15 protein-coding genes and 2 pseudogenes are annotated in these 24,917 nt (G+C 60.1%); 12 read left to right on the forward strand and 5 right to left on the reverse strand.

Going from position 1 to position 24,917, the window contains the following annotated elements; genetic code table 11:
• Nucleotides 1-33: 33 nt before the first annotated feature.
• On the reverse strand, nucleotides 34-1,407 hold the full coding sequence (locus MHJ63_RS00830) for a dihydrolipoamide acetyltransferase family protein (RefSeq protein WP_239445876.1): 1,374 nt from the start codon (nucleotides 1,405-1,407) through the stop codon (nucleotides 34-36).
• 14 nt (nucleotides 1,408-1,421) lie between these two features.
• Nucleotides 1,422-3,635, reverse strand: coding sequence for an alpha-ketoacid dehydrogenase subunit alpha/beta (locus tag MHJ63_RS00835; protein ID WP_239445877.1), 2,214 nt, complete (start codon nucleotides 3,633-3,635; stop codon nucleotides 1,422-1,424).
• Between the two features lie 336 nt (nucleotides 3,636-3,971).
• Here MHJ63_RS00835 and MHJ63_RS00840 point away from each other — a divergent pair, with 336 nt between their 5' ends.
• Both MHJ63_RS00840 and MHJ63_RS00845 read left to right on the forward strand, forming a co-directional pair.
• Complete coding sequence (locus tag MHJ63_RS00840) at nucleotides 3,972-4,625, forward strand: GntR family transcriptional regulator (protein ID WP_239445878.1); 654 nt, start codon at nucleotides 3,972-3,974, stop codon at nucleotides 4,623-4,625.
• Nucleotides 4,626-4,708: 83 nt separating this feature from the next.
• Complete coding sequence (locus tag MHJ63_RS00845) at nucleotides 4,709-5,254, forward strand: VOC family protein (protein ID WP_239445879.1); 546 nt, start codon at nucleotides 4,709-4,711, stop codon at nucleotides 5,252-5,254.
• A 192-nt stretch (nucleotides 5,255-5,446) separates the two neighbouring features.
• Here the strand turns inward: MHJ63_RS00845 and MHJ63_RS00850 are convergent, their stop codons facing one another.
• The 3 genes from MHJ63_RS00850 to MHJ63_RS00860 all read right to left on the reverse strand — a co-directional run bounded on the left by MHJ63_RS00850 (nucleotide 5,447) and on the right by MHJ63_RS00860 (nucleotide 8,696).
• Entirely contained in the window at nucleotides 5,447-5,938 is a 492-nt protein-coding gene (locus MHJ63_RS00850; protein ID WP_239445880.1) for a nuclear transport factor 2 family protein, read from the reverse strand.
• Between the two features lie 300 nt (nucleotides 5,939-6,238).
• Entirely contained in the window at nucleotides 6,239-7,573 is a 1,335-nt protein-coding gene (locus tag MHJ63_RS00855) for a GntP family permease (RefSeq protein WP_239445881.1), read from the reverse strand.
• 322 nt (nucleotides 7,574-7,895) lie between these two features.
• Entirely contained in the window at nucleotides 7,896-8,696 is an 801-nt protein-coding gene (locus MHJ63_RS00860; protein ID WP_052048508.1) for an NAD(P)H-binding protein, read from the reverse strand.
• 60 nt (nucleotides 8,697-8,756) lie between these two features.
• Here MHJ63_RS00860 and MHJ63_RS00865 point away from each other — a divergent pair, with 60 nt between their 5' ends.
• From MHJ63_RS00865 to MHJ63_RS00910, 10 genes and pseudogenes are all read left to right on the forward strand, one after another.
• Entirely contained in the window at nucleotides 8,757-9,488 is a 732-nt protein-coding gene (locus MHJ63_RS00865; RefSeq protein WP_239445883.1) for a type I restriction-modification system subunit M, read from the forward strand.
• Between the two features lie 354 nt (nucleotides 9,489-9,842).
• Nucleotides 9,843-11,150, forward strand: coding sequence for an ISL3 family transposase (locus MHJ63_RS00870; RefSeq protein WP_070506683.1), 1,308 nt, complete (start codon nucleotides 9,843-9,845; stop codon nucleotides 11,148-11,150).
• Between the two features lie 191 nt (nucleotides 11,151-11,341).
• Nucleotides 11,342-11,857 (forward strand): ECF transporter S component, encoded by a 516-nt coding sequence (locus MHJ63_RS00875; protein WP_239445884.1) that lies wholly within the window; start codon nucleotides 11,342-11,344, stop codon nucleotides 11,855-11,857.
• A gap of 37 nt (nucleotides 11,858-11,894) precedes the next feature.
• A complete protein-coding gene (locus MHJ63_RS00880) occupies nucleotides 11,895-14,177 on the forward strand; it encodes an ATP-binding cassette domain-containing protein (RefSeq protein WP_035756502.1) in 2,283 nt (760 codons plus the stop codon).
• Nucleotides 14,174-15,955, forward strand: a complete 1,782-nt coding sequence (locus MHJ63_RS00885) for an ABC transporter ATP-binding protein (protein ID WP_239445948.1) — start codon at nucleotides 14,174-14,176, stop codon at nucleotides 15,953-15,955. The genes MHJ63_RS00880 and MHJ63_RS00885 overlap by 4 nt, the downstream gene beginning before the upstream one ends.
• Before the next feature lie 26 nt (nucleotides 15,956-15,981).
• Nucleotides 15,982-17,712 carry an ABC transporter ATP-binding protein gene (locus MHJ63_RS00890; protein ID WP_239445885.1) on the forward strand — a complete coding sequence of 577 codons (1,731 nt, stop codon included), beginning with the start codon at nucleotides 15,982-15,984 and terminating at the stop codon, nucleotides 17,710-17,712.
• 273 nt (nucleotides 17,713-17,985) lie between these two features.
• A pseudogene (locus MHJ63_RS00895) lies at nucleotides 17,986-19,213 on the forward strand (IS256 family transposase).
• A gap of 382 nt (nucleotides 19,214-19,595) precedes the next feature.
• Nucleotides 19,596-20,483, forward strand: a pseudogene (locus tag MHJ63_RS00900) (type I restriction-modification system subunit M); the annotation flags it as partial.
• Nucleotides 20,480-21,658: a restriction endonuclease subunit S gene (locus MHJ63_RS00905; protein WP_239445886.1), complete on the forward strand. Its 1,179-nt coding sequence runs from the start codon at nucleotides 20,480-20,482 to the stop codon at nucleotides 21,656-21,658. The pseudogene MHJ63_RS00900 and the gene MHJ63_RS00905, both read left to right, overlap by 4 nt.
• Before the next feature lie 51 nt (nucleotides 21,659-21,709).
• Complete coding sequence (locus MHJ63_RS00910) at nucleotides 21,710-24,862, forward strand: type I restriction endonuclease subunit R (protein ID WP_239445887.1); 3,153 nt, start codon at nucleotides 21,710-21,712, stop codon at nucleotides 24,860-24,862.
• Nucleotides 24,863-24,917 lie beyond the last annotated feature (55 nt).

Here is a 24,917-nt window from a genome sequence, read left to right on the forward strand (position 1 = left end):
TTGACTGCGCAGGATTTGCGCGGGCTGGCCGCGTCAGACGATCAGGGACAGCGGGTTTTCGAGGTGGTTCTTCACTTTGTTGAGGAACTGAGCGGCGACAGCGCCGTCGAGGACGCGGTGGTCGGCGGACATAGTGATGGTCATCATGGTCGCCACGGTGAGTTCGCCGTCGCGGACAACAGGCCGCTGTTCGGCCGCGCCGACCGCGAGGATCCCCGCGTGAGGCGGGTTGATGATCGCGGAGAATTCCCGCGTACCGAACATCCCGAGGTTGCTCACCGAGAACGAACCGCCTTCAAGCTCGTGCTGGCGGATCTTCCCCTCAGCAGCGCGGTTCTTGTAGTCGGCCGCAGCGGCGCTGACGGACCCCAGGGTCCGCGAGCCCACATCGGTGATGACCGGCGTGAGCAGGCCCTTCTCGGTTGCGATGGCAACCGCGACGTCGGCGGTCTTGTGGCGGCGGATCGTGCCGTCGTGCCACGTGGAGTTCGCCTCCGGCATCTCCGCGAGAGCACGGCCGATGGCCAGCAGGATGAAATCGTTGACCGTGATCTTGCCTTCGGATTCCGCGCGGGCAGTGTTGACTTCCTTACGGAACGCGAGCAGCTTGTCCACCTGGACATCGCCGGTGAGGTAGAAGTGCGGGATCTCGTTGACGGACTGCGTCAGGCGCCGCGCAATCACCTTACGCATAGGCGAGGCGGCTTCTTCGGTCCAGTTCTCTTTCGCGGTGCTGTCTTGCGCGGCGTTGCCTTCTACGGCGTTCTTTTCTGCAGTGGCGCCCGATGCGGTTGCCGGCTGGGTTCCCGACGTGGCGGTCTGAGATGCCTCAGCTGGCGCCGCTGCGGCGGCCGCTTCGACATCGCGGCGGGTGATCCGGCCCGATGGGCCGGTACCCTCGATGCCGTTGAGGTCGAGTCCCTTTTCTTTAGCCAAACGACGCGCAAGCGGGGAAGCGAAAAGCCGCTCCCCGGAGCGCTGGCCGGAACCCTGCCTCGTGTCTGCCTGGCCGGTACCCTGCTCAGCAGCGGGCTCGGCATTTTCCTCGCCAGTAGCTGCCTGGGTGGCTGTTGCCTCTTCAGCAGCCCCCGCATCGTGGGTAGACCCCGCATCATCGGACCCGACCCCCGCTTTCGCAAGAGCGGCCTCGACGGCGCCATCGTCGTCGCCGGCCTGCGAGAGAACAGCGATCGGCGCCCCGACCTCAACGACGGCGCCCGGCTCAATGAGCAGGCGTGCTACGGTCCCGGAGTCCTCCGCGTTGAGCTCAACGGTGGCTTTTTCGGTTTCGATATCGGCGAGGTGCTGACCTGAAGTTACCTCGTCGCCAACGGAGATAGCCCAGCTGGCGAGACCCGCATCTTCTGCGTCGGCGACAATCGCCGGCATGGTGATTACATATGCCATCGGTTTACTTCCAATCAGTTGAGGCCCAGGCCGCGGGCTACTTCGTCGAATCCAGCGGCAACATCGTTCGCATCGGCGTTCGCGGCGGCTTCGAGCACCTTAGAAATGGACGGGCTGGCTTCCTGGCCGGTGACCCGCTGAACAGGCTGGTCGAGGTAATCGAACAGGCGACGTTGGATTTCATCCGCGAGCCATGCACCGTAGGAGGTGCCTTGCGAACCCTGCTCGACGATGAGGACGCTGTTGGTCTTCTTGACTGACTTTTCGATGGTGTCCCAGTCGATGCTTGCGCGGTCGAGCCAACGCAGGTCGATGACTTCCGCATCGAGGTCGTCGCGCGAATCAGCGACCGCCAAGCAGACGCCAACCATGTTGAGGTAGGACAACACCGTGACGTCCTTGCCTTCGCGGCGCACGGCTGCCGTACCGAGCGGGAGGCGGTAGTTCGGATCGACGTCCGGGATGTCTTCCTTCTGCCCGTAGAGGTCCACATGCTCGAGGACAAGCACCGGATCCTCAAGGTCAAGTGCGGTGTTCATGAGGCCGATGTAGTCAGCCGCGGTCGACGGCGCGACGACGCGCCAGCCCGGGTTGGTCGCGAAGACGCCGGCAGGATCCATTGAGTGCTGCGAACCGTACCCGGCACCCATCGCGACCTTCGAGCGGAGCACCACCGGCATCGCCGACTGGCCCCCGAACATGTGGCGGGCCTTGCCGATCTGGTTGAACACCTGGTCAGCGGCAACCCACATGAAGTCGGAGTACATGAACTCGACGATCGGCTTGTAGCGGGTGGTCATCGACAACCCGCCAGCAAGCCCAGTGAAGGCGTTTTCGCTGATCGGCGTGCCCAGAACACGGTCCGGGAACTGGTCGGAAAGCCCCTTGGTTGCGCCGTTGGTTCCGCCCTTGAGGCGGTGCACGTCCTCACCGAGGACCACGACGCCCGGATCTTCTTCCATGCGGTAACGGATCGTGTCTGCGATCGCGTCAACGAAGCGCTCGGAACGCGTAGGCGCGCTCGCGTCAGGCTTCTCGGGGCCGGTCACGACCTCGTGGAGCTTGGCGTCGGAACGGATGTGGTCGTCCACCCCGGCGGTGTCTGGCCAGAGTCTCGGGATGACGCGGCGCTTGTCGCGCTTGGACTCCGGGTCCTTTTCGACGAGGCGGTCCAGGACTTCGTCGATCGAGGCCTTGATGCGCTGTTCGAGGTCGCGGTCCTGTTCTTCCGTGATGAGTCCGCGGCGGATCATTTCGCGGGCCACGCGCGTGATGGGGTCGCGTTCGCGCCACTTGGTTTCTTCGTCCTTGGTGCGGTAACCGAATGCGGAGCCTGGGAATGGCCCGTTCTGGTGGAAGAACCGGTAGGTTTCAGCCTCGATGAGGGTTGGGCCGTTGCCTGCACGCATGTGCTGAACGGCCTTCTGCTGCGCGAGGTACACGGCGAGTGGATCCATGCCGTCCACCTGGAAGGAACGGATGCCGAACCCTGGGCCGCGTGCCGCGAGGTTGTGTTCGCCGGTGACGTCCTCAATGAAGGTAGAGACGGCGTAGAGGTTGTTCTCGAGGAAGAAACACTGCGGCAGCTTCCATGCCGCGGCGAGGTTGAAGGTTTCAAGCGTGGAGCCGATGTTGGAGGCGCCGTCGCCGAAGTACGTGACGGTTGCGCCCATGTCCTCAGACCCTTGTACCTTGGCATCTTGGCGTTGTGCCCACGCGTTGCCCGCGGCCAGTGGAACGCCGCCGCCGACGATGGCGTTGGTGCCGAGCGCTCCTGCCTCTAGCCACTGCAGGTGCATCGAGCCGCCGCGTCCGCCGCTAAAGCCAGCGGCGAGGCCGAAGATCTCAGACAAGGTGCGGTGAATGAACTCGACGAGGTCGTCGCCCTTGATGCCATCAACCACGGTCATGCCCTCGGGGCGGAGATAGGAAAGCCCCTTAGCGAGGAACTGGTGGTGGCCGCGGTGCGTGCCGTTCACGCCATCGGTTGGACGCAAGGCCAGCACGGAACCGACAGCGGCACCTTCCTGCCCGATGCTGGAGTGGGCCGGGCCGTGAACGAGGCCTTCACCTGCGGCGGCGAGGACGGCTTCTTCGAAGGCGCGGACAGCGCGCATCTGCACGAGCATGGTCTCCAGAAGCTCGGGGCTTGCGGCATCCCAGTCTTCTTGCGTTGTTTTCAGGACTTTGGCGTCAGTGCTGACGCTCACATCGCTCAGTTCTGGCATGAGCTCTCCTTAAGGTTCTGCAGGTGGCGGTTGTGACTAAGGCTACATCCGAATGGATCCAATCACAATATGGTTGAGGCTGGTTGGCTCAGTTGCAGCGCGGTGTGCGATGGAGCGTTTGTGGCTGCCCTTCGTCAAGTAGACATCCGTCTAGAGGGGCATCATTTAGCGGTTATCAGCTGTTTTGTCAGCTGGTGATCTATGTTCGCGAGGTAAAGTGAGGGTCGAATTCGGTGCAAGGCGGCGGAAGTCTGTGTTTTAACTGTTTGGATCCAAGATGGGTGCTGGCTAAGATTTCAGATAGAGAATCGCACTGGTTTCGCATAAAGGTAGGCAATGGCGAGTCGAGAAACACAGTCTGCAAGCGAGCGGATCGCAGCAGAGTTGAGAGCAAGGATCCTTAAGGGAGACCTTCTTCCGGGGGAGAGGATTCGCCAGGAGGCCATCGCCGAGGAGTTCGGAGTGAGCCGCCTACCGATCCGCGAGGCCCTCCGCATTCTTGAATCCGGTGGACTGATTCGCCTTGTGGCTTCCACGGGTGCGTGGGTTGCATCCATGAGTCCGGCGGAGCTTGAGGAAAGCTATCGGATCCGCGAACGCCTTGAACCGCTTCTCTTAGGGCTCGCGGTCCCGTTTCATAACGCGGAGTCGCTGAGCGAGATTGAGAAAGTCGCCGAGGCCGTTGAGCAGGCTGAAACCGTCGAGGAGTTCGTGGACCTTGACCGGAAGTTCCACCTGAAGACCTTCGAAGGTCCGCCGGTAGACACCCTGCGATCCATGGTGGTGCGCTTGTGGAACACGACTCAGCACTATCGCCGTGCCTTCGTTGAGCTGCAGTGGGATAAAGGTCTGGAAGAGACGTTCATTGAGCACCGGCTGCTGTTATCAGCCATCGCCCGAGGCGACGTCGATGCAGCTGAAGACTTGATGGCGATGCACATCCGCAAAACCCGCCTCGCGTTGGCGGATACGCCTGGCATTTTTCAGTGACGCTGTTTTCGGTAACGCCTTTTCGAAAGCTCTGTTTTCAGCAGCGCCCGCCTGCCCTGCATCTAAGTATGAAAGGAATGACTGTGCCTAGCTCTGAACCCACTCGAGGAATCCCTGGACTGCGGGGCACGGACCACATCGGGTTCACGGTCCCTGACATCGACGAGGCACACGATTTCCTGACCCGCATCTTGGGGTGCGAGTACGTGTACTCGCTGGGCCCGTACCCGGCTAATCCGGAGTTGATGCAGACAAATCTCAACGTGCATCCGGATGCGGTCATGAAGCAGATCCGTTTCTACCGTTGCTTCACGGGAGCTAATTTCGAGGTGTTCCACTACGAAGCGCCTGACCAGGTGCAGACTATGCCTAAGAATAGCGACATCGGTGGCCACCACATCGCGCTCTATGTGGATGACCTCGATGCCGCGGTGGAGTGGCTTCGCTCCAACGGCGTGAAAGTTCAGGGCGAGCCGGTAGCTAGTTCGGCGGCGAGTGAAGGCCAGCGGTGGGTGTATTTCCAGGCGCCGTGGGGCATGCAGTTCGAGCTGGTGAGCTTCCCGAACGGCAAGGCATATGAACGCGAAGCCGATGTGAAGCTGTGGAATACCCGCTTCCCGTCAGAGTAAAAAGCGGCTGGCCCGCGTAGCAACTGGCTAGAGAAACAGCGCGGAAGCTAACTGACGTGATAACCACGTGGGGCGGCGTCTGATCTTAGCTTTCAGGTTCATCTGAATGCATAAAACTGCTCCCCACTAGTCGGTAACTGATTTCTCAGTCCAACTAATGGGGAGCAGTTCATCACAGCCCGGCACTGTTTCTCACGCCTGACCCCAGAAACGGTCTTCTGCCGGCCCGTCCGAAGAGAACAGTCGCACCTGCGTGATCCGACCCTCGGAGACGGTGAGTAGGTCGAGGCCGGCTTGGTCCAACGTCTCGCCGTCGCGGCGGCCCGTGAAGCGCACCGGGGCGGCGACGACGTCGCCGTTCGTCATCAGGGGACCGGCCGGGGCTACCGCGAAGGTACCTTGGCTGACCTCCATCATCCCGCCGATCAGGGCGCCGACGGCTTCCGGACCGCGGTGCAAGCCGGAGAACCGGTTCTGGCCAGGTTGGTGCCATTCGACCTTCGGATCCAGGGCGGCCATCGCCTGCTCAACGTTACCGTCTGCGAGATTCTGGAAGTAGCTGCCGACGACTTCGGCGGGGGTGGGGGTGTCCATGCTCATCACTCCTACAGTGGTTGGTGACGCGACGTTTCCGTCACTTTTACACTGGTGTGCGTATAGCCTCTTGTCAAGGTCCGATTTCATAGAGGATCTTCTTCTTGGTGTTCTAAGCCGCAACCAGCGTTGACCGATGCTGGTTGATCCACTCATCGTGGGCTTCGACAGTGTGCGCAGGCTCCAGGTCCTGGGACTGTCTCCCAGGACCTGGCAGCGCTGATTACTGCCGCGCCGGATCCTCGATCCCAAGATCGAACACCCTTGAGGTAGCCCGGACCTTCCTCGCGGATACCACCTGACCGGTATCTCAAAACCACCGTTCTGGAATACAAAACCCCAGGTCACAGCCCCACGGGCCCGAAATTAAACTCATGTCGCTAAGTTAGGTCAGGCTATGCCGAGGCCCAGGTAGAGGATGATGCCGAGAACCGCGCCGATCGATGTGATGACGATGTTGGTCACGAAGAAGTAGCCGTACGATTCGCGGTGCGTCAGCTGGGTGACAGTGATCGCGGTGATGTAGCCGCCACTGTATGGCATCGAGTCAAGGCCCGCTGCGGACATCGCGAGGACGCGGTGCATTGCGTCCAGCGAGATGCCGTCCGCCTTGGCGAGTTCGACGTATTCAGGGCCGAGCGCATCGGAGAACACCTGCAGGCCGCCGGATGCGGAACCGGTTGCGGCGGAGATGGTTGCCACGGCGATTGCGCCGGAGATCATTGGGTTCATATCGAGGCTCATGGCCCATTCGACAACGGAATTGAAGCCGCTGGACATCGCGACGACGCCGCCGAAACCGACCACGACCGCGGTGTTCATCAGGGCGATGAGGCTGTCCTGCCCACTGTTGTTGAACCGTTCCAGCATCCCGTCTTTGAGTTTAGGGAAGTGCAGGATGATGGTGATCAGCACACCCGCCGCCAGTGCGATGTTGACGGCGAAGACGGTTTCAAGGATCGGGTTGAGCGTGAAGATGAGGCCGATGACCACCACGATCGGGATGACCGAGCGGAAGAAACCCGGAACACCGGTGCGGTCGGAGATGTCGATGCGGCTCATGTCATCGCGGGAGCCTGGCACGAAGCCGATGCCTTTTGCGGCGAGGCGCTTCTGGGAGAAGCGCAGCCACAGCATGCCGAGCATGAACATCACGATCGAGCAGATGATGCCCATGACCGGAGCCGCGTAGGAGGTGGTACCGAAGATTTTCGCGGGGATCAGGTTCTGGATGGCCGGGGTGCCGGGCATCGAGACCATGGTGAAGCTGGCGCAGCCGAGGAAGAGCGCGGCGGGGAAGAGGCGCTTGGGGATGTCTTCCTCTTTGAACAGGACAAGCGCGATCGGGTAGATCGAGAAGACGGTCACGAACAAGTTGACGCCGCCGTAGGAGAGGATCGCCGCAGCGAGGACCACCACCAGCAGTGCCTTGTGCTTGAGCGGAATCCGGAGGACCTGGAGGGCGATGGATTTCGCGGCGAGGCTACGGCTGAGCAGTTCTCCGAACAGGGTTCCGAGGAAGAACAGCACGATGTAGTTGGCGACGTAGTTCGCGGTTGTTTGGCCGAAACCTTGAACGAGTGCGTCGGAGACGTTCATCCCGTTGAAGAGGATGACGACAAGCGAGGCGGCGAGGGTCGCGGGGACCATGCCGAGGCCGCGGAACGCTAGAAGGATCATCGTTCCGAGCCCGGCGAGGATGCCTAAGAGGCCGAGGAGGGTCATGATTCGCTCACAATCATTCGAATGATGGGGCGGCTGCTAGCGGGATGCGGCCGCTTCATTAATCACCCGCGCGATGTGGGTGACATCACAGGAATATTCCCACGATTGGATCCAAAAGGCAATGCGTGTGGGTGTTCCATTGAGAGTTCTAGGCTTATGTGGCCGAAAATGGATCCCTTTGGATCCAGTGCAGGCGATGCTGATGGCTTGGTGAAGCCATTGCACCTACCCGTTAACAGCAACGGTGCCGAGTGCCGTCACCTAGGTGATCGGCCGCCCGGCACCGTCGTTTGGTACTGAAACCAGCTCAGCAGGACCTGGCTCAGAGGCTCGCTACTGGGTCCTGCCCGTCCTTGAACGCAATGAACCGTTCCTCTGGAAGCTGCTCTACGTCAACCAGATGCGCCAGCACCTGCGCAACCAGTTCCCGGCTAGTTTCCGTGCTCTCCGGTACACCGTTGTTCGGATTGAAACGCTGCATACCGGCGGGCGCATCCTCATCGGTGAGGAGCCCCGGGCCAACGATGGCGTAGTCCAGGCTCGTGCCCTGCAGGTGCTCGTCGGTGGCACGCTTGGCCAGCACGTAGTGGTGGAAGGGGTCTTCTTCGTCGATGGGGTGCACGAACGAGGTCGCGAAGCTCACCATGAGGTAGCGGGGCTTGCTAGCGGCACGGGTGGCGGCATCGATCGATGCGATCGCGGCGTCTCGGTCGATGGCGTAGGTCTGGTCGACACCGTTGCGGCCGCCGTTGCCCGCGGCCCAGATGACGACGTCTTTGTCGCGTAGCAGCTCATCCCACGCGGCGTCGTCGAAGTCGAGCATCTCGGCGATGCGAGGCCGTGCGCCGAGGGCTACGATGTCCGCCTCATATTCGGGCTTCCGGATGAGGGCCTCGACGTTGTGGCCGGCTTTGGTCAGCAACGGCAGGGTGCGCAGGGCAACTCGTCCGTGGCCGCCAATGACAAGGACATTCTTAGATGTACTCACGCCAACCACCCTACGCGTGGGGTCTGGCGCGCGAGGCATGGTTGCAAGCCACCGCTTCGTATCCCCGCCATCGCCCACCTCACCCTCGCGTCCCACCACCGCGCGCCCACCGAGCCCGCCGTCACACGCTGGCATATCCTGTCAGAAAGCTTTCTTTTGGCTTCCATTCGCGTGCCTGGGTTGTGAGGGGTTGTTGTGGGTTCTTTGTCGCGTGAGGTTCAGCGGGACCGTTTGCACAGAACTATTTGGGAGGTTGCGAACGAGCTCCGTGGTGCGGTGGACGGTTGGGATTTTAAGAGCTATGTGCTCGGGATGTTGTTTTACCGCTTCATTTCGGAGAACCTCGCGACCTTCATCGAAAAGAATGAGGGTGAGGGGTTCAGCTATGCGGACCTGACGGATGAGCAGGCTGAGCCGATCCGCCAAATGATGGTGGATGAGAAGGGTTTCTTCATCCTTCCCTCGCAGCTGTTCGTGAATGTGCGTAAGCGGGCGGCGCAGGATGAGAATCTGAACGAGACCCTGGAGAAGGTCTTCCAAAGTATCGAGGGTTCGTCGGTGGGTCATGCGAGTGAGGACGACCTCAAGGGCCTGTTCGATGATCTTGATGTGAACTCGACCCGCTTGGGTAACACGGTGGAACGCCGTAACGAGAAGCTGCGCAAGCTGCTCAACGCGATCGGTGAGCTGGACATGGGCGAGCTGCACGATGAGGGCATCGACATGTTCGGTGACGCCTACGAATTCCTCATGCAGATGTACGCCTCCCAGGCCGGTAAGTCTGGCGGCGAGTACTACACGCCGCAGGAAGTCAGCGAGCTGTTGGCGCGCCTGACGGTGATCGGTAAGGACAGCGTGCAGCGTGTGTATGAAACTTTCATGTCACAACGGATACAAACGCGCGCCAACTACGATTTAGCCGCTTGACTGGTTCACTTCCAGCGAGCGAGGGTCATGGGCCGATCTTCCGGGAAACGAAGAGCTTGCGGTAATGGGGATCCCCGTCTTTACGCGGGTAATAGTGCCAGCCAATTCCTACCCAAAACTCGTCAGCGCCTTCGGAGAAAGCGATCAAGGGGTAACCTGCGTAGTGGCTGATCAGATGCCTTGCAAGCTCAGCCCCATAGTGCTGTCGGCGAAGGTCATGACGGATTTCAAAGAACCAGATCGGCTCTTCGCGAACGAGGGTGTAGTCGGGTGAGCGCGTCGGTGGCCGGGTAGGGGTCGAGGTCTCCCGGATGATGGAAGTTCTTCACGCTCGCCATCCCGAAAGACCTCGACGTGCTCCACTCTACTTTCGCGACCCCTGACCTGACCACGTTCTGCCGCCTGGATGAACTCGGACTCGAAGCGGTCGGCCAGCTGATCGAGCGGGACCGGGCGATGATCGAGTGTCGGCCGGTCGAGGTGGACCCCTGGTGTCGGAAGTGCGGGGCGGAGGGCGTGTCGCGGGACACGGTGACGCGTCGACTCGCGCATGAGCCGTTCGGGCATAGGCCGACAACGCTTCTGGTCCGGGTCCGCCGCTACCGGTGCGCGCACTGCCGACGGACGTGGCGGCAGGACATGACTCGCGCCGCCGCGCCACGAGCGAAGATCTCCCGCCTTGGCGTGGAGTGGGCGCTGCGGGGCATCGTCATCGACCACCTCACCGTGACCCGTGTCGCCGCGGGTCTCGGGGTTTCCTGGAGCGCCGCGAACACTGCGGTGCTCGCGGAGGGCAAGCGTCGACTCATCGACGATCCTGGTCGGTTCGACGGGGTCACCACGATCGGCGTCGACGAGCACGTCTGGCGGCACACCCGCCTCGGTGACAAGTACGTCACCGTGATCATCGACCTCACCCCGGCCCGCGACAAGACCGGCCCCGCGCGGCTGCTGGACATGGTCGAGGGTCGTTCGAAGGCGGTGTTCAAGCAATGGCTCGCGGCGCGCCCACCCGAGTGGAGCAAGCGGATCGAAGTCGTCGCGATGGACGGGGTCGCAGGCTTCAAGACGGCCGCCGCCGAAGAACTCCCCGACGCCGTCCCGGTCATGGACCCCTTCCACGTTGTCCGCCTCGCCGGCGACGCGTTGGACCAGTGCCGACGCCGAGTGCAGCAGGACACGGTCGGGCATCGCGGCCGCGCCGGTGACCCGCTCTACAAAGCGCGCCGCACCCTGCACACCGGCGCGGACCTGCTCACCGAGAAACAGACCGCCCGCCTGGAGGCTGTGTCCGCGATCGAAGAGCACATCGAAGTCGAAGCGACCTGGGGTATCTACCAGCGCATCGTCGCCGCCTACCGGGAACCCGACAAGAAGAAGGCCAAACAGATGATGCACGCTGCGTTCGATGCGATCACCACCGGCGTCCCCGCCGCGCTCGTAGAGATCCGCCGGCTCGGCCGCACCATGGGCCAGCGCGCCACCGACATCCTCGCGTTCTTCGACCGCCCCGGCACATCGAACGGGCCAACAGAGGCGATCAACGGCCGACTCGAACACCTCCGCGGCTCCGCGCTCGGCTTCAGGAACCTCACGAACTACGTCGCGCGCAACCTGCTCGAAGCCGGAGGCTTCAGACCCCACCTACACCCTCGTTCGTGAAGAGCCGAGAAACCCCTCGAGCTGCGTCTCTGCGTGGGCTCAACGTCTAGCTCAAGGGACTTGACCCCAGTCGAGAGTTAGGTTAGGCTAACCTAAGTGAAAGGGGGTTTGCTGTGACAGACCGATCCGGTACGGTTCGACGCTCAGCTCGCGGAGGATTAACCGACTCAATTCTAGGTACCCGAAATCTCATGATGGTGGCCTCCCTGTCGGTGGTCGGCCTCATCATCCTCATCCCACTGAACTACACCGCGCCGGCGGGTGCGGCTTCGCAGAGCGCAGTCTGGCTCGGGGTGTCCCTTCTCGGACTTTGGGTCATTCCCTACCTCCTTCCTCTGGCCGTTGTGCGAAGGCCGGGCGCTTCGCTGCTGGCCGCGCTGATCATCGGAGTTGTGAGCGTATTTACTACTCCCACTGGGCCTGCCGCGATTGTCGGTAACGTCATTGGCGGGCTCCTGGTTGAGTTTCCCATGGCGTTGATGCTGTACCGGAAGTGGACGTGGTGGGCGTATCTGATCTCCGCCGCATTCTTCGGGGCATTTAACAGCCTGTTGTACCTCACGCTGCTCAAGCACGCGGTGGGAATCTCGGTATCGGGACTGATCGTGCTGGTGGGAGTCACGTCGTCCGTCATTGGCGGTTTGGCCGTCGTCGGACTAACCCGTTTGCTCAACAATGCAGGCGTAGGCGTAGACCATCGTGAGTGAAAGGCTGGCCTCCACTTTGAGCAGCGAGCAACGGTCTGTGAGCGAGTCCGCGCGGGCGCTCCTGGCGGTTGAGGATCTTTCCGTTCACTACTTGGGTCAGGACCGGTGGGTGCTGCAACGTCCAAGCCTGGTCCACCTGAGCGGTCAGGTAACGGCCGTCATTGGGCCCTCTGGATGCGGTAAAACTACCTTCGTCCGAGCCGTGTGCGGCCTTGTGCCCCACTGTCTGCCGTCCGAATACTCCGGCAGCGTTCAAATTGCCGGCGCCGAAATCGCCGACGCCACGGTCCAGTTGATCGCTACCAATGTCGCCTACGTGGGACAAAATCCGGATGCCGCAGTCATTACCCGTACGGTGTATGACGATGTCGCGTTTGCGCTGCAGAACCTCTGCCTGCCTGTTCCTGAGATTGATCGACGGGTACGCGAGGCATTGGCTGCGGTTGGTCTGGAGACCAAGCTGTGGGAGAGCCCATGGAGATTATCGGGCGGCCAACGCCAGCGCCTAGCGATCGCGGTAGCACTGGCTATGCAGCCCCGCTTACTAGTCCTCGATGAGCCAACATCGATGATTGACACGCAAGGCACGGACGAGTTTTACAGCGTCATCCAACAGCTGGTTAGCGATGGCGTGGGCATCGTGGTGATCGACCATGACCTCGACCCGGTCCTACCCCTGTGCGATCACGTCATAGCGCTCAACGCGCAGGGCGCGGTGATCGCGCAGGGAACTCCACATGAGGTTTTTCTCAGTCATACCGCGGAACTTGAGGCATGCGGAGTGTGGCTGCCCCGTGCGTTACGCGACGAATCCCCGCACCACGCCTTGACCTGTGAGCAGGCGGGCATTCGAGTTCCCCGCATCACGGATATCTGTGGTGATTCGGTGCAATATCAGAGGCGCACCGAAGCAGGATGGGAAACCATCGATGCGATTGACACGCTCGACGGTGGAGGCAGCGCCACGGTAGAGCTGGCAGATTTCTGTGTTCCCGGACGTTCCCCAGCTATCTCTATGCGGCTACGGGGTGGCGAGTTTATCGCGCTTATAGGGCCGAATGGCGCAGGCAAAACATCCCTGCTCGCGGCGCTGGCGGGTCTCATACCATCAAAGGCACAACGCGCTACGGTCTGCGGAGAGGTTGTGCGGCGAGGGCGGCACCAGGTCGGCTACGTGTTTCAAAACCCGGAACATCAGATGGTTTGTTCTACCGTGGCTGGCGAAATCTCCACGGGGGATGTTTCCGCGTCTAAAGCCGAGGCTATTGTGGAGCAATTCCATCTCTCCCAGTATCGAGACCAACACCCGTTGACTCTCTCAGGCGGCCAGATTCGTAGACTATCGGTGGCTACGATGGTCGCCGAGAGCCGCGATGTGATTGTCCTTGACGAGCCCACGTACGGCCAGGATTGGGCGAATACCTGCGAACTCATGGCCTTCATCGACGAACTGCGCGCTGAGGGCAGAACCGTCATCATGGCCACCCACGACCTAGAACTTGCCCTATCACGCTGCAGCCACATCATCGCGCTACCTGCTGTCGTTAGCGAAACTCGTGAATACACCGCATCCGCAGCACCAGCGAACCCGCCTTCGCCGTCCGTGCCCCGTGGACTCTTCTCATCGTTCAATCCTGTGACGTTGCTATTGGCGCTAATCCCGGCGATGGTCATGGTGTTCGTATGCAAGGACCCGGCCGTCAATGTTGGAGTGCTCATCGCAGCGAGCCTGGCCATGGTAGCCGCGAGAGCGAGTCGCGCTCGAACGGTCATGTCACTGCTAGCACCCTGGGTCATCGCAGCTGTGCTACTGCCGGTGTTCCGCTACAACTACACCATTGAAGAGGTCAGCCCACTCTACAATTACGGTGGCGAGCTTGCGGCAGCGAGCGGTATCGGGGCACTGTTGTCCCTCATGCTGCTTTCAGGCATCAGCACTCATCCGGAAGCGCTGCTTCGCACGTTGACGACGACGTTCAAGCTTCCCTATCGGGTCACTGCGGCGGGAACTGCGGCTGTCGCCTTCGTCACTCGTTTCCGGCGAGATTTCCAGCTGTTGCGCACAGCGCGGGCATTGCGGGGTATTGGGGCATCATGGGGGCCGTTAGCGCCCGCAATTCGATGGGTGGGTTCCCTCGTGCCGCTGGCGATCCTCGCCGTCCAGCACGGCGAACGGGTTGCCCTGTCGATGGATTCACGTGGCTTTAGCGCCTATCCGCGGCGCACGGAACTCCAACACACGCCGTGGCAGGTGCGAGATTGGTGCCTGGTGGGCCTCCTTTGGGCCGTTACTGCGTTGCTGTGGTGGTGGCGCCAATGAACGTTTCGAAAGACTCGACTCGACAGGAGCCCGATGTGAGTATTTCCGTCGCCGCACTAATCCGCCCGGCCAAGGGCGCGATGGTCCTTTCCGCAGTCCTCACAGCCTTAGGCGCTATCGTCACGCTGGTGCCGTTCGTCGCCTTACACAACATGGCCGCGATCTGGCTTGACGGGCAGGTGCGCACCGGCTGGACCGGAAAGCCGTGGGTTTGGGCCGTGATAGCGGTGCTTTCGCTGTTCGTGGGCCAATTGCTCTACCTGTTTGGATTGGGTGTCACCCACGAGGCAGAAGCCAAGCTCCGACATCGGTTGCGCGGCAATGTGGTCCAAGCGCTGGGCAGTTTGCCCTTGGGTAGGGTCTCGCAGGTGCCGCACGGGGCCATCCGCAAGATGGTGTGTGACGATACCGCAGCCATCCATACTCTCGTTGCGCATGTTCCCGGTGATGTCACCAACGCCGTGGTCTCGATGGTCGTAGGCCTCGGGTATCTCGTGTGGGTCGATTGGCGACTGGCGCTCGCGCTCTTTGGAACGTGGGCCGTAGCGATCGTGATCATCGTCAGCACGACCATGCGCGGCTATAGCGATATCACCGAGCGATTCGGACATGCCCAGACCGCGCTGGCCGCAGCCACCGTCGAAATGCTTGAGGGCATTAAGGAGATCAAGAATTTCCAGGCCACCGATGCGACCCGAACGCGCTTTAACGCCGCCCGCCAGCAATTTTCTGCCATCTCCTTCGACTGGGTTCGTCGCTCCGGCAGAGCGATTAGTCTGCTCGGTTCGCTACTGCGTCCAGCCACGGTCTTCGTCACGGTCGCGTTACTGGCGGCGCTATTCGTCGCACAGGATTGGAGCACGCTGTCGGCGACGCTGCCATTCTTCCTGATCGCTCCCGGTATCCCGGAGGGGTTCACGGTGCTAGTCGGTCTGATGCAGCATATCTATGAGTCGCAGCTGGCGGCTCGCACCACGGCAGAGCTACTTTCCGAGAAACCCATGCCCGAAGGCAGCCGCACCCAAGAAGAGGGCCCAAACCCCGGCCAAGTTGAGGTCTGTGAGGTTTCCTTCTCCTACGAGCCTGACGTGCCCGTTGTGCACGGTGTCTCCTTTACGGCTGAGCCCGGAACGGTCACGGCTCTGGTGGGCCCGTCGGGCGGAGGGAAGTCCACACTGGCCCGGCTGATTGCGCGCTTTTACGACGTCAATGATGGCGTGGTACGCATCAGCGGTGTGGATGTGCGCGAGGCGAGTTTTTCGTGGCTACTTTCCCGCGTCGCGATCGTCCTACAGGACGTAACGTTGTCGAACGATTCGGTCCATACCAATATCGCGCTGTCGAAACCGTCGGCAACGCGCGCCGAGGTCGAGGCAGCAGCCCGTGCGGCATGCATCCACGATCGCATTATGCGTCTGCCCGAGGGGTATGACACCGTGCTTGGCGAGGTTGGTGGCTTCCTCTCGGGCGGTGAGCGGCAACGCATCACCCTGGCGCGAGCATACTTGCAGGATGCGCCGATCTTGATTCTCGACGAGGCCACCGCGCAAGCAGACCCCCAGTCGGAGCGTGCGATCCACGAAGCGCTCAGCACCTTGGCATCCGGGCGCACGGTGATCATCATCGCGCATCGACTCGCCACCATCCGAGACGCCGACCAGATCCTCGTGATTGAGGACGGCCACATCACTCAGCGTGGTAGGCACGAGGACTTGGTCGACCAAGCGGGGACCTATAGCGAGATGTGGCGGGCCCAAGAACTCCATTACATGGCCTAAGGAGAAACACGCTCATGTGGAACCTAATGATCAGGGTCGTCAACAGGGCCGAGTTGCGTACGTTGGTGGGCTGGTTCGCCTTCTCCGCTGTCCTACAAGGCATCACACTGGCGTTGATGATCCCCTTCCTTCGGGCATTATTCTCCCGCTCTGAAACCCTTGGCACCTGGCTCGTCGTCGTTGCCATCCTCGGCGCGATCACGGTGACGGTCGACACCTTCGCGATGTACCGCTCCTATCGGATCAGCGTCTATGAAGTATGCGATACCTTAATTGATCGCGTAGCAGATCATGTCTTGCAGCTGCCGCTTGGGTGGTTTAATGCCAAACGCGAAGCGGACGTGGCTAATGCGACATCCAAGGAGATCAACACCCTGTCGCATCTGGCATCAATGGTGATCCCGAACCTGTGCAACGCCTTCATCGTGCCGTTGGTGATGCTCGTTGCCACCGCATTCATTGAGTGGCCGTTAGCTGTGGTCATGGCAGTGTCGATCTTGCCGTTTATTCTCACGTGGCGGAAAATGTCGGCGGCAACAACCAGAGCCAATGACATGGAAGACCGTACCTCGGCCGCCGCAGCCGGCCGGTTGATTGAGTTCGCCAGGCTACAACCGGTGCTTCGAGCCACGGGTGCCGCGACGTCGTGGGACCCCGTACAAGAGACTCTGCAAGCCGACTCTGAGGCGACGTTGGCCGGGCTTCGGATCAAGGGCCGACCTGCCCAAGGATTCAACCTCATCGCTAACGTGACTTTCGCGGTGGTGCTCGCCTTGGGGCTGTCGTTCGTGACCGGAGCGCGTCTGGACCCGATTGCGTATCTGGTGATCGCGGCGGTCAGTGCGCGCATGCTGCTGCCGCTCACAAAAGCCGCGCTCTACGCATCTGAGGTCGATAACGCCGCAGTGGCGTTGCGCCAGATGGGAATAATCCTTGATGCCGCGCCACTTGCCGAACCTGATTCCGAGCAGGCACGGGAACCGCGTGGGACGTCGATTGATTTCCGAGGAGTGTCGTTTTCCTACGAGTCAGGCCGGCCTGTCCTAGACGATGTCTCGCTCACCGCCCCGCAGGGAGCAGTCACCGCACTAGTGGGGCCGTCAGGGGCCGGGAAGTCGACGATCTTGCGTCTCACCGCAAGGTTTTGGGATGTCGACGCCGGTAGCGTGACCATCGGCGGGGTGGACGTGCGCGAGATTCCAACCACGCGGATCATGGAGCTGACCTCGATGGTGTTCCAGGACACCTACCTGTTTGACACCACGATCCGGGAGAATCTGCGGATTGCCCGTCCCAATGCGACGGACGCCGAGTTGGAAGAAGCAGCTCGCAAGGCGAGACTTGATCGGGTGATTGAGGCGCTGCCTCACGGTTGGGATACCGAAGTGGGGCCTGCCGGGCAGAGCCTGTCTGGAGGTGAGCGCCAACGAGTGGCAATCGCTCGGGCATTCATCAAGGATGCTCCGATACTGCTGCTCGACGAGATTACCTCGGCGCTGGACGGCGAGAATGAATCGGCGATTAGCGACGTCATCAGTCAACTATCTGAGGGCCGCACTGTGATCGTGGTAGCGCACAGACTATCCACCATAGATAGCGCCGATCAGGTGGTCTTCCTCGAACCCTTAGCGGACGGTGCTATCGTCGCCGAAACCGGCACGCCTAAGGAATTGTCTAGTCGGCCCGGACGGTTCCACGATTTCGTGGCTGCCGCCGATGCGTCGTATCGTTGGCAGCTGAGACACACCTCAGATTAGCGGACGCGGTCCCGGTGTCAGGCGCCAAGCCCTAAACCCACAGCTCGAATCGGAGTACCTCGACACGTTTGGCACACGTGGTGCTGTCGCGAACATGGCGCTAGTGGGATCATTTGCGAACAGCATCTCGCTGATGAGCGAGGGCGCTACTAATCACCAAGGGAGTTGAGTCCCTCATAGTGGTGTAGCGGGGTGGTCGTGCTGGACAGCAGGGCGGTCACCGTGTGATCCTCGAGTTTCGTCCCCTACAACTCACTCGCGAAAGGCCACACGATGACCGCTACCCATATTGTCGACCCTGCCGGGCTGCTTGGCGAACTGCTTGCCGAGGCGTCACCTGTTGCAGACTGTGATCAACGAGTTGCTGTCTGCGGATGCTGATGCGGTTGCGGGTGCCGAGTACGGCCGCCCAGATCCTGACCGACGTGCCCAGCGCAACGGCTACCGCCACCGGCCTCTCGATACCCGTGTTGGGACCTTGGACATCGCGGTCCCGAAACTACGCCAGGGCACCTATTTCCCTGAGTGGCTGCTGGAGCGTCGCAAGCGCGCCGAGTCCGCATTGATCACTGTTGTTGCCGACTGCTATCTCGCTGGAGTCAGTACTCGCCGGATGGACAAGTTGGTCAAGACGTTGGGAATCGACCGGCTGTCGAAGTCCCAGGTCTCTCGCATGGCCGCCGAGTTGGACGAGCACGTCGCCGAGTTTCGACACCGTCCACTAGGCGATGCTGGGCCGTTCACGTTCGTGACCGCCGACGCGTTGACGATGAAAGTTCGCGAGGGAGGTCGTGTGGTCAACGCGGTCGTCATGCTCGCGACCGGGGTCAACGCCGACGGGCATCGCGAAGTCTTAGGGATGCGGGTCGCCACGAGCGAGACCGGCCCGGCCTGGAACGAGTTTTTCGCCGATCTGGTCGCCCGAGGACTGTCCGGGGTCCGGCTGGTCACCTCCGACGCCCACCAAGGCCTCGTGGAAGCGATCGCGGCGAACCTGCCCGGTGCCGTCTGGCAGCGTTGCCGCACTCACTACGCCGCGAACCTGATGAGCATCACTCCCAAGAGCTTGTGGCCGGCGGTCAAGGCCATGCTCCACTCCGTCTATGACCAGCCTGACTCCGATGCTGTTCACGCCCAGTTCGACCGGCTGCTGGACTACACCGCCGAGAAACTCCCCGACGTCGCAGACCACCTCGATGCCGCCCGCGCTGACATTCTCACGTTCACCAGCTTCCCGACCGAGGTCTGGCAGCAGATCTGGTCGAACAACCCCACCGAACGGCTGAACCGCGAGATCCGGCGCCGCACCGATGCGGTTGGGATCTTCCCAAACCGGGAAGCGATTGTCCGGCTCGTCGGCGCCGTCCTGGCCGAGCAAACCGATGAATGGGCAGAAGGCCGCCGCTACCTCGGCCTGGAAGTCCTCGCCAAGAGCCGCCTCAACCTGATCACCACACCCACAACCACGACCGATGCCGACATGCCCGCACTCGCAGGCTAAAACCCCAAACGAGAGGAAAACACCGTTACACCACTACAAGGGACTTGACCCCCAACTTGCTAAAAGCTTTGTAGTTGACTAGGAGTGCAGATGGTCGTCGGCCCACCTGCAAGAACGAATAGCAAGCGGTATCGTCTACAGGTAGAGGTGCTACCCGCATCATTTGTCGAGACCCCGCGTCTATTCTTGCGCGCGAGATCCCGACTGGTTCACCCCCTCTACGGACGCCAGCCGGGTAGCGACGTGCCAGATACTCAGCGGTACAGCAGGCTAATCTCCAAACGTCCGCGGCAGCCGGAAATCCCAGTTCATAGCCGGTATCGAAGCTGTTCGATGGCCCTGCTCCGCACTGGGGTCTTGTATCCATCGTGACCACTTGTGCGACCCGGCGGTTGGTTCGGGTTCGCTACTTCTTAAGTTCGCGAAGGTTCTGGGCCCTAATGGTGTGCGGCAGGGGTATTACGGTCAGGAGATCAACCTGACCACGTATAACTTGGCGCGTATCAACATGTTTTTGCATGACGTGAACTATGACAAGTTCAATATTGCGCATGGGGATACGTTGATTGATCCGCAGCATGGGGATGATCAGCCGTTTGATGCGATTGTGTCTAACCCGCCGTATTCCACGCGGTGGGAGGGCAAGAATAATCCGTTGCTGATTAACGATGTGCGGTTCGCTCCTGCTGGTGTGTTGGCGCCGGTGACGAAGGCAGATCTTGCGTTCACGATGCATGTGCTCTCGTGGCTTGCGGTCGATGGTACGGCTGCGTTGGTGCAGTTCCCTGGGGTTTTGTATCGCGGGGGTACGGAGCAGAAGATCCGTAAATACTTGGTGGATAACAACTATGTCGATGCGGTGATTCAGTTGCCGGAGGACATGTTCTTTGGCACCACGATTGCTGTTTGTGTGCTCGTGTTGAAGAAGTCGAAGAAGGATAACGACGTGTTGTTTATTGACGCGTCGAAGGACTTCGTGCGGCAGGGTAAACACAATGTGATGGCGCCCTCGCACCGCGACAAGATCGTTGAGATGGTCGCGGAGCGCAGCGAGGAACAGTATGTTTCCAAGCGGGCGAGCGCTGAGGAGATCGCGGCGAACGACTACAACCTCTCCGTAAGTTCTTATGTGGAGATGGAAGACACCCGCGAAAAGATCGACATTGAGGCGTTGAACGCCGAAATCGAGGAAATCGTAAAGCGCCAGGCTGAGCTGCGTACCAGCATCGACGCGATCGTCGCCGAACTCGAAGCAGGTGCAACCAAATGAACCGCATCGAGCAAATGATCCAAGAGCTCTGCCCCAACGGGATTCAGTTTGTTCCTTTGGCAGAAATAGCCACAATCAAGAATGGACGCGACTACAAACACCTAGAAGAAGGGCCAGTTCCAGTCTATGGATCTGGTGGGATACTCGCGCATGTGAACGAGCCCGCATACGTAGGCGAGACGGTACTCTTACCGCGTAAAGGGTCCCTTTCGTCAGTTTTCTATGTAGATGGTCCAGTTTGGACTGTTGATACTTGTTATTACACAGTTATTGATGAATCTACAATCCTGCCTAAGTTCTTCTATTACTACATGGTCATGAGCAGGTTGGAGAGGCTTAATACTGCGGGCGGGGTTCCTAGCCTAACGCAGCGAGTTCTTAACAAACTATTAGTCCCGGTTCCGCCGATTGAGGTGCAGCGGGAGATCGTTAAGATTCTTGATCTTTTTACTGAGCTCGAGGCTGAGCTGGAAACAGAGCTCAAAGCTGAGCTCGAGGCTCGCCGGAAGCAGTACGAGCACTACCGCGACCAGCTACTCACCTTCCCTGAAAATGGGGGGGTGACCTGGGTTGAGCTTGGTTCCCTTGGGAAATGGTATGGAGGAAGCACACCTAGTAAGAGCGAGAAGAAATACTGGGCCCAAGGAACAATTCCATGGGTCTCACCCAAGGACATGGGCGTTTCGCATATAGACAGAACAATTGATTTTGTCACTATGGACGCGATGAACTCAGCACGGGCGCGGCTCATTCCTGCCGGAGCCATCCTGGTCGTCACACGTTCCAGTATCTTGGCGAAACGGTTCCCCGTTGCAATCGCAGCTAATGAAGTGACCATCAACCAGGACCTCAAAGCTCTTGTACCCCAGGGGAATGTTGACGCTCGGTATGTTTTTCATGCGCTAAACGCATACGGGCGCCAGATCCTTTTGAAAGCCACCAAGCATGGCGGTTCCGTCAACTCAATCGAGTGGAAGCGTTTTGCTCGGTTCAAGATTCCAGTTCCGAATGTGTCGGAGCAGAAAAAGATTGCGGCCCACCTCGACAAGTTTGATGCTTTGGTGAACGACTTGTCGTCCGGTTTGCCTGCCGAGATTGAGGCTCGTCGGAAGCAGTATGAGTACTATCGAGACAAACTCTTGACATTCAAAGAACTGGAAACAGAAGCGGCATAAACCCGCTTCCACTTCAGTTCGCGATAACGGCAGGGTAGGGGAATGGCAGGCATGGAGAAGTCCGCACTTGAGAAACTGAGCCGCGGCACAATCGCGCCCATCGCGGTCAGTGATGAAGCCACCGTCGTCGCCACCTACGAAGCCGACACCAGCACATCGGACGCCTACCAGTCTGAAGCGCAACTCGAAGACGCCCTCATCACACAACTCCAGGCGCAAGCCTACGAATACGCTGACATCCGTGACGAGGCTGCCCTCATCGCGAACCTCCGCACCCAACTCGAAGCGCTCAACAACATCCAATTCACCGACGCCGAATGGAAAACGTTCTTCGAAACCTCCATTGCCAGCGCCAACGAAGGACCCAAAGAAAAAACCTGGCGGCTCCACAACGCCAACACCCAACTGCTACAACGCGAAGACGGAACCACCAAAAACATTCGGCTGCTTGATAAAACCCACATCCACAACAACAAACTCCAAGTCATCAACCAATACACCGTCGACGCCGGAACCACCCCAGGCTCCGCGACCCACTCCAACCGGTACGACGTCACCATCCTCGTCAACGGGCTGCCACTCATCCATATCGAACTCAAACGCCGCGGAGTCAACCTCCGCGAAGCGTTCAACCAAATAGCCCGCTACCAAAACCAATCCCTCTGGGCAGGCCACGGACTCTTCGACTACGTGCAAGTGTTCGTCATCTCCAACGGAACACTCACCAAGTACTACTCCAACACCACCCGGCCCAAACCAACCAACAACACCAAACGCGCCCCCAACACGTGGGCCTTCACCTGCTGGTGGGCAGACAGCCACAACAAAGTCATCCCAGACCTGAACGGCTTCACCCGCACCTTCTTCGCCAAACACACCATCCTCAACATCCTCACCAAATACTGCGTGCTACGCGAAGACGGCAACCTCCTGGTCATGCGGCCCTACCAAATCGCCGCGACCGAACGCATCCTCCAACGCATCGACGTAGCCGCCAACAACAAAATGCTCGGCACCACCCAAGCCGGCGGCTACATCTGGCACACCACCGGCTCCGGCAAAACACTCACCAGCTTCAAAACCGCGCAACTCGCCACCGCGCTCCCAAGCAACCCTAAAGTCCTATTCGTCGTAGACCGCAAAGACCTCGACTACCAAACCATGCGGGAATACGACAGCTTCAAAAAAGGTGCCGCTAACTCCAACACCTCCACCAAAATCCTCACCCAACAAATGGGGGACCCCAACGCGCGCATCATCATCACCACCATCCAAAAACTCTCCAACTTCGTTGCAGCCAACGCGAAACACCCGATCTACAACGAACACACGGTGATCATCTTCGACGAATGCCACCGATCCCAATTCGGTGAAATGCACAACGCGATCACCAAAAAATTCAAAAAATACAATATTTTCGGATTCACCGGAACACCGATCTTCCGCGACAACGCCGGCAAATCCTACGGCGCACGCGACGGCCGCGTAGTCCTACGCACCACCGAAGAAACCTTCGGCGAACAACTCCACACCTACACAATCGTCGACGCGATCAAAGACAAAAACGTCCTCCCCTTCAAACTCGCATACAACAACGTGCTGGCGCGCGCCGGCGGGGTGATGACCGAAGGCGCGACGCGTGGTCAAGAAGAAGCCGCACTCATGGCTCCCGAACGCATCAGCGCCGTCACCAGCTACATCCTCAAACACTTCGACCAACACACCCGCCGCGTCACCGAAGCCGGCGAAAGCACCACCTCCTACCTGCACACCGTCACCACCAACACCGCAGACATTGCCCGGCGCAGGGGTAGCGCGGGGGAAGCGATCACAGTCAAGCGGCGCGTCAACGGCTTCAACGCGATGATGGCCGTGCAATCCGTGGAAGCCGCCAAGCTCTACTACAACGAATTCAAATCCCAACAGGCCGAGCTACCGGAGCATCAGCGGCTCAAAGTCGCCACGATCTTCAGCTACGGGGCCAACGAAGACCCCGAAGCCGGGATCCTCGCAGAAGAAGGGTTCGACACCGGCAGGCTCACCGGTGAGAACCGCGAATTCCTCGACGCGGCCATCGCCGACTACAACAAGAGCTTCGGCACCAACTTCGACGCCAACGGCGAGAACTTCCAGAACTACTACCGCGACCTCTCCATGCGGGTCAAAAACCGCGAGGTAGACCTGCTGCTTGTCGTGAACATGTTCCTCACCGGCTTCGACGCGCCAACCCTGAACACGCTCTACGTGGACAAGAACCTGAAATACCACGGGCTGATCCAGGCGTTCTCACGCACGAACCGCATCCTCAACCAGGTCAAGCGGTACGGGAACATCGTGTGCTTCCGCGACCTCCAAGAGAACACCGAAGACGCCCTCGCCCTGTTCGGGAACGCTGACGCGCAAGGCATCGCGCTACTTGAGCCGTACGAGCACTACCTGGAGCAGTACCGGCTCAAAGTCGCAGAACTGCTGGCCTTCCACGCACCGGGTTCCGGGATGCCCGCAAGCGAAGGCGAACAGCGTCACTTCGTTGACCTGTTCGGTGAGATCCTACGGCTGCGGAACTTGTTGGCCGGGTTCGATGAGTTCCCCGAGGATGACGAACTCACCCCGCGTGAGATTCAAGACCTGCAGAGCGTCTACCTCGCAGTGCGGGATGAGATGCGAGCGGATGCCGATGCGGATGAACCGCAGCCGGAACAGCTTGAACTCGTATTCGAGATCGAGCTACTCCGGCAAGTTGAAGTCAACGTCGACTACATCCTCATGCTGGTCGAGAAGTTCCGTGAACCAATGCTGAAATCCCAGGTTCCGGACTACCAGTACAAGGAACAAGTACTGCAGGCGGTTGAATCCAGCCCGACCCTACGCGATAAACGCGACCTGTTTATGGACTTCATCGAACTCGTCAACACCGACGCGAGCGTTGCCGAACAATGGGTCGCGTTCATCAGCCAACGCCGCGAACAAGAACTCGGAACACTCATCGAAGAAGAACGACTCCGCGAACCCGCCGCGCGGGACTTCATGGAGGGCGCCTTCAACGCCGGGGAAGTCCCCCGTATCGGAACCGACATCGGCAAAGTGCTGCCGCCGGTGAGCTTCTTCAACAAAACTGCCGACGGTGAGAGCCGCGCCGAAATCAAAGAACGGGTGCTCAACAAGATGACCGAGTTCCTGGAACGCTACGAACCCCTCGGGTGAGAAAAGAATCAAAGGCAACACCCCTTATGTTGTTATGTTGTGAACCTCTCTAGAG

The organism is Pseudoglutamicibacter albus (assembly GCF_022346425.1).
GTDB lineage: Bacteria > Actinomycetota > Actinomycetes > Actinomycetales > Micrococcaceae > Pseudoglutamicibacter > Pseudoglutamicibacter albus.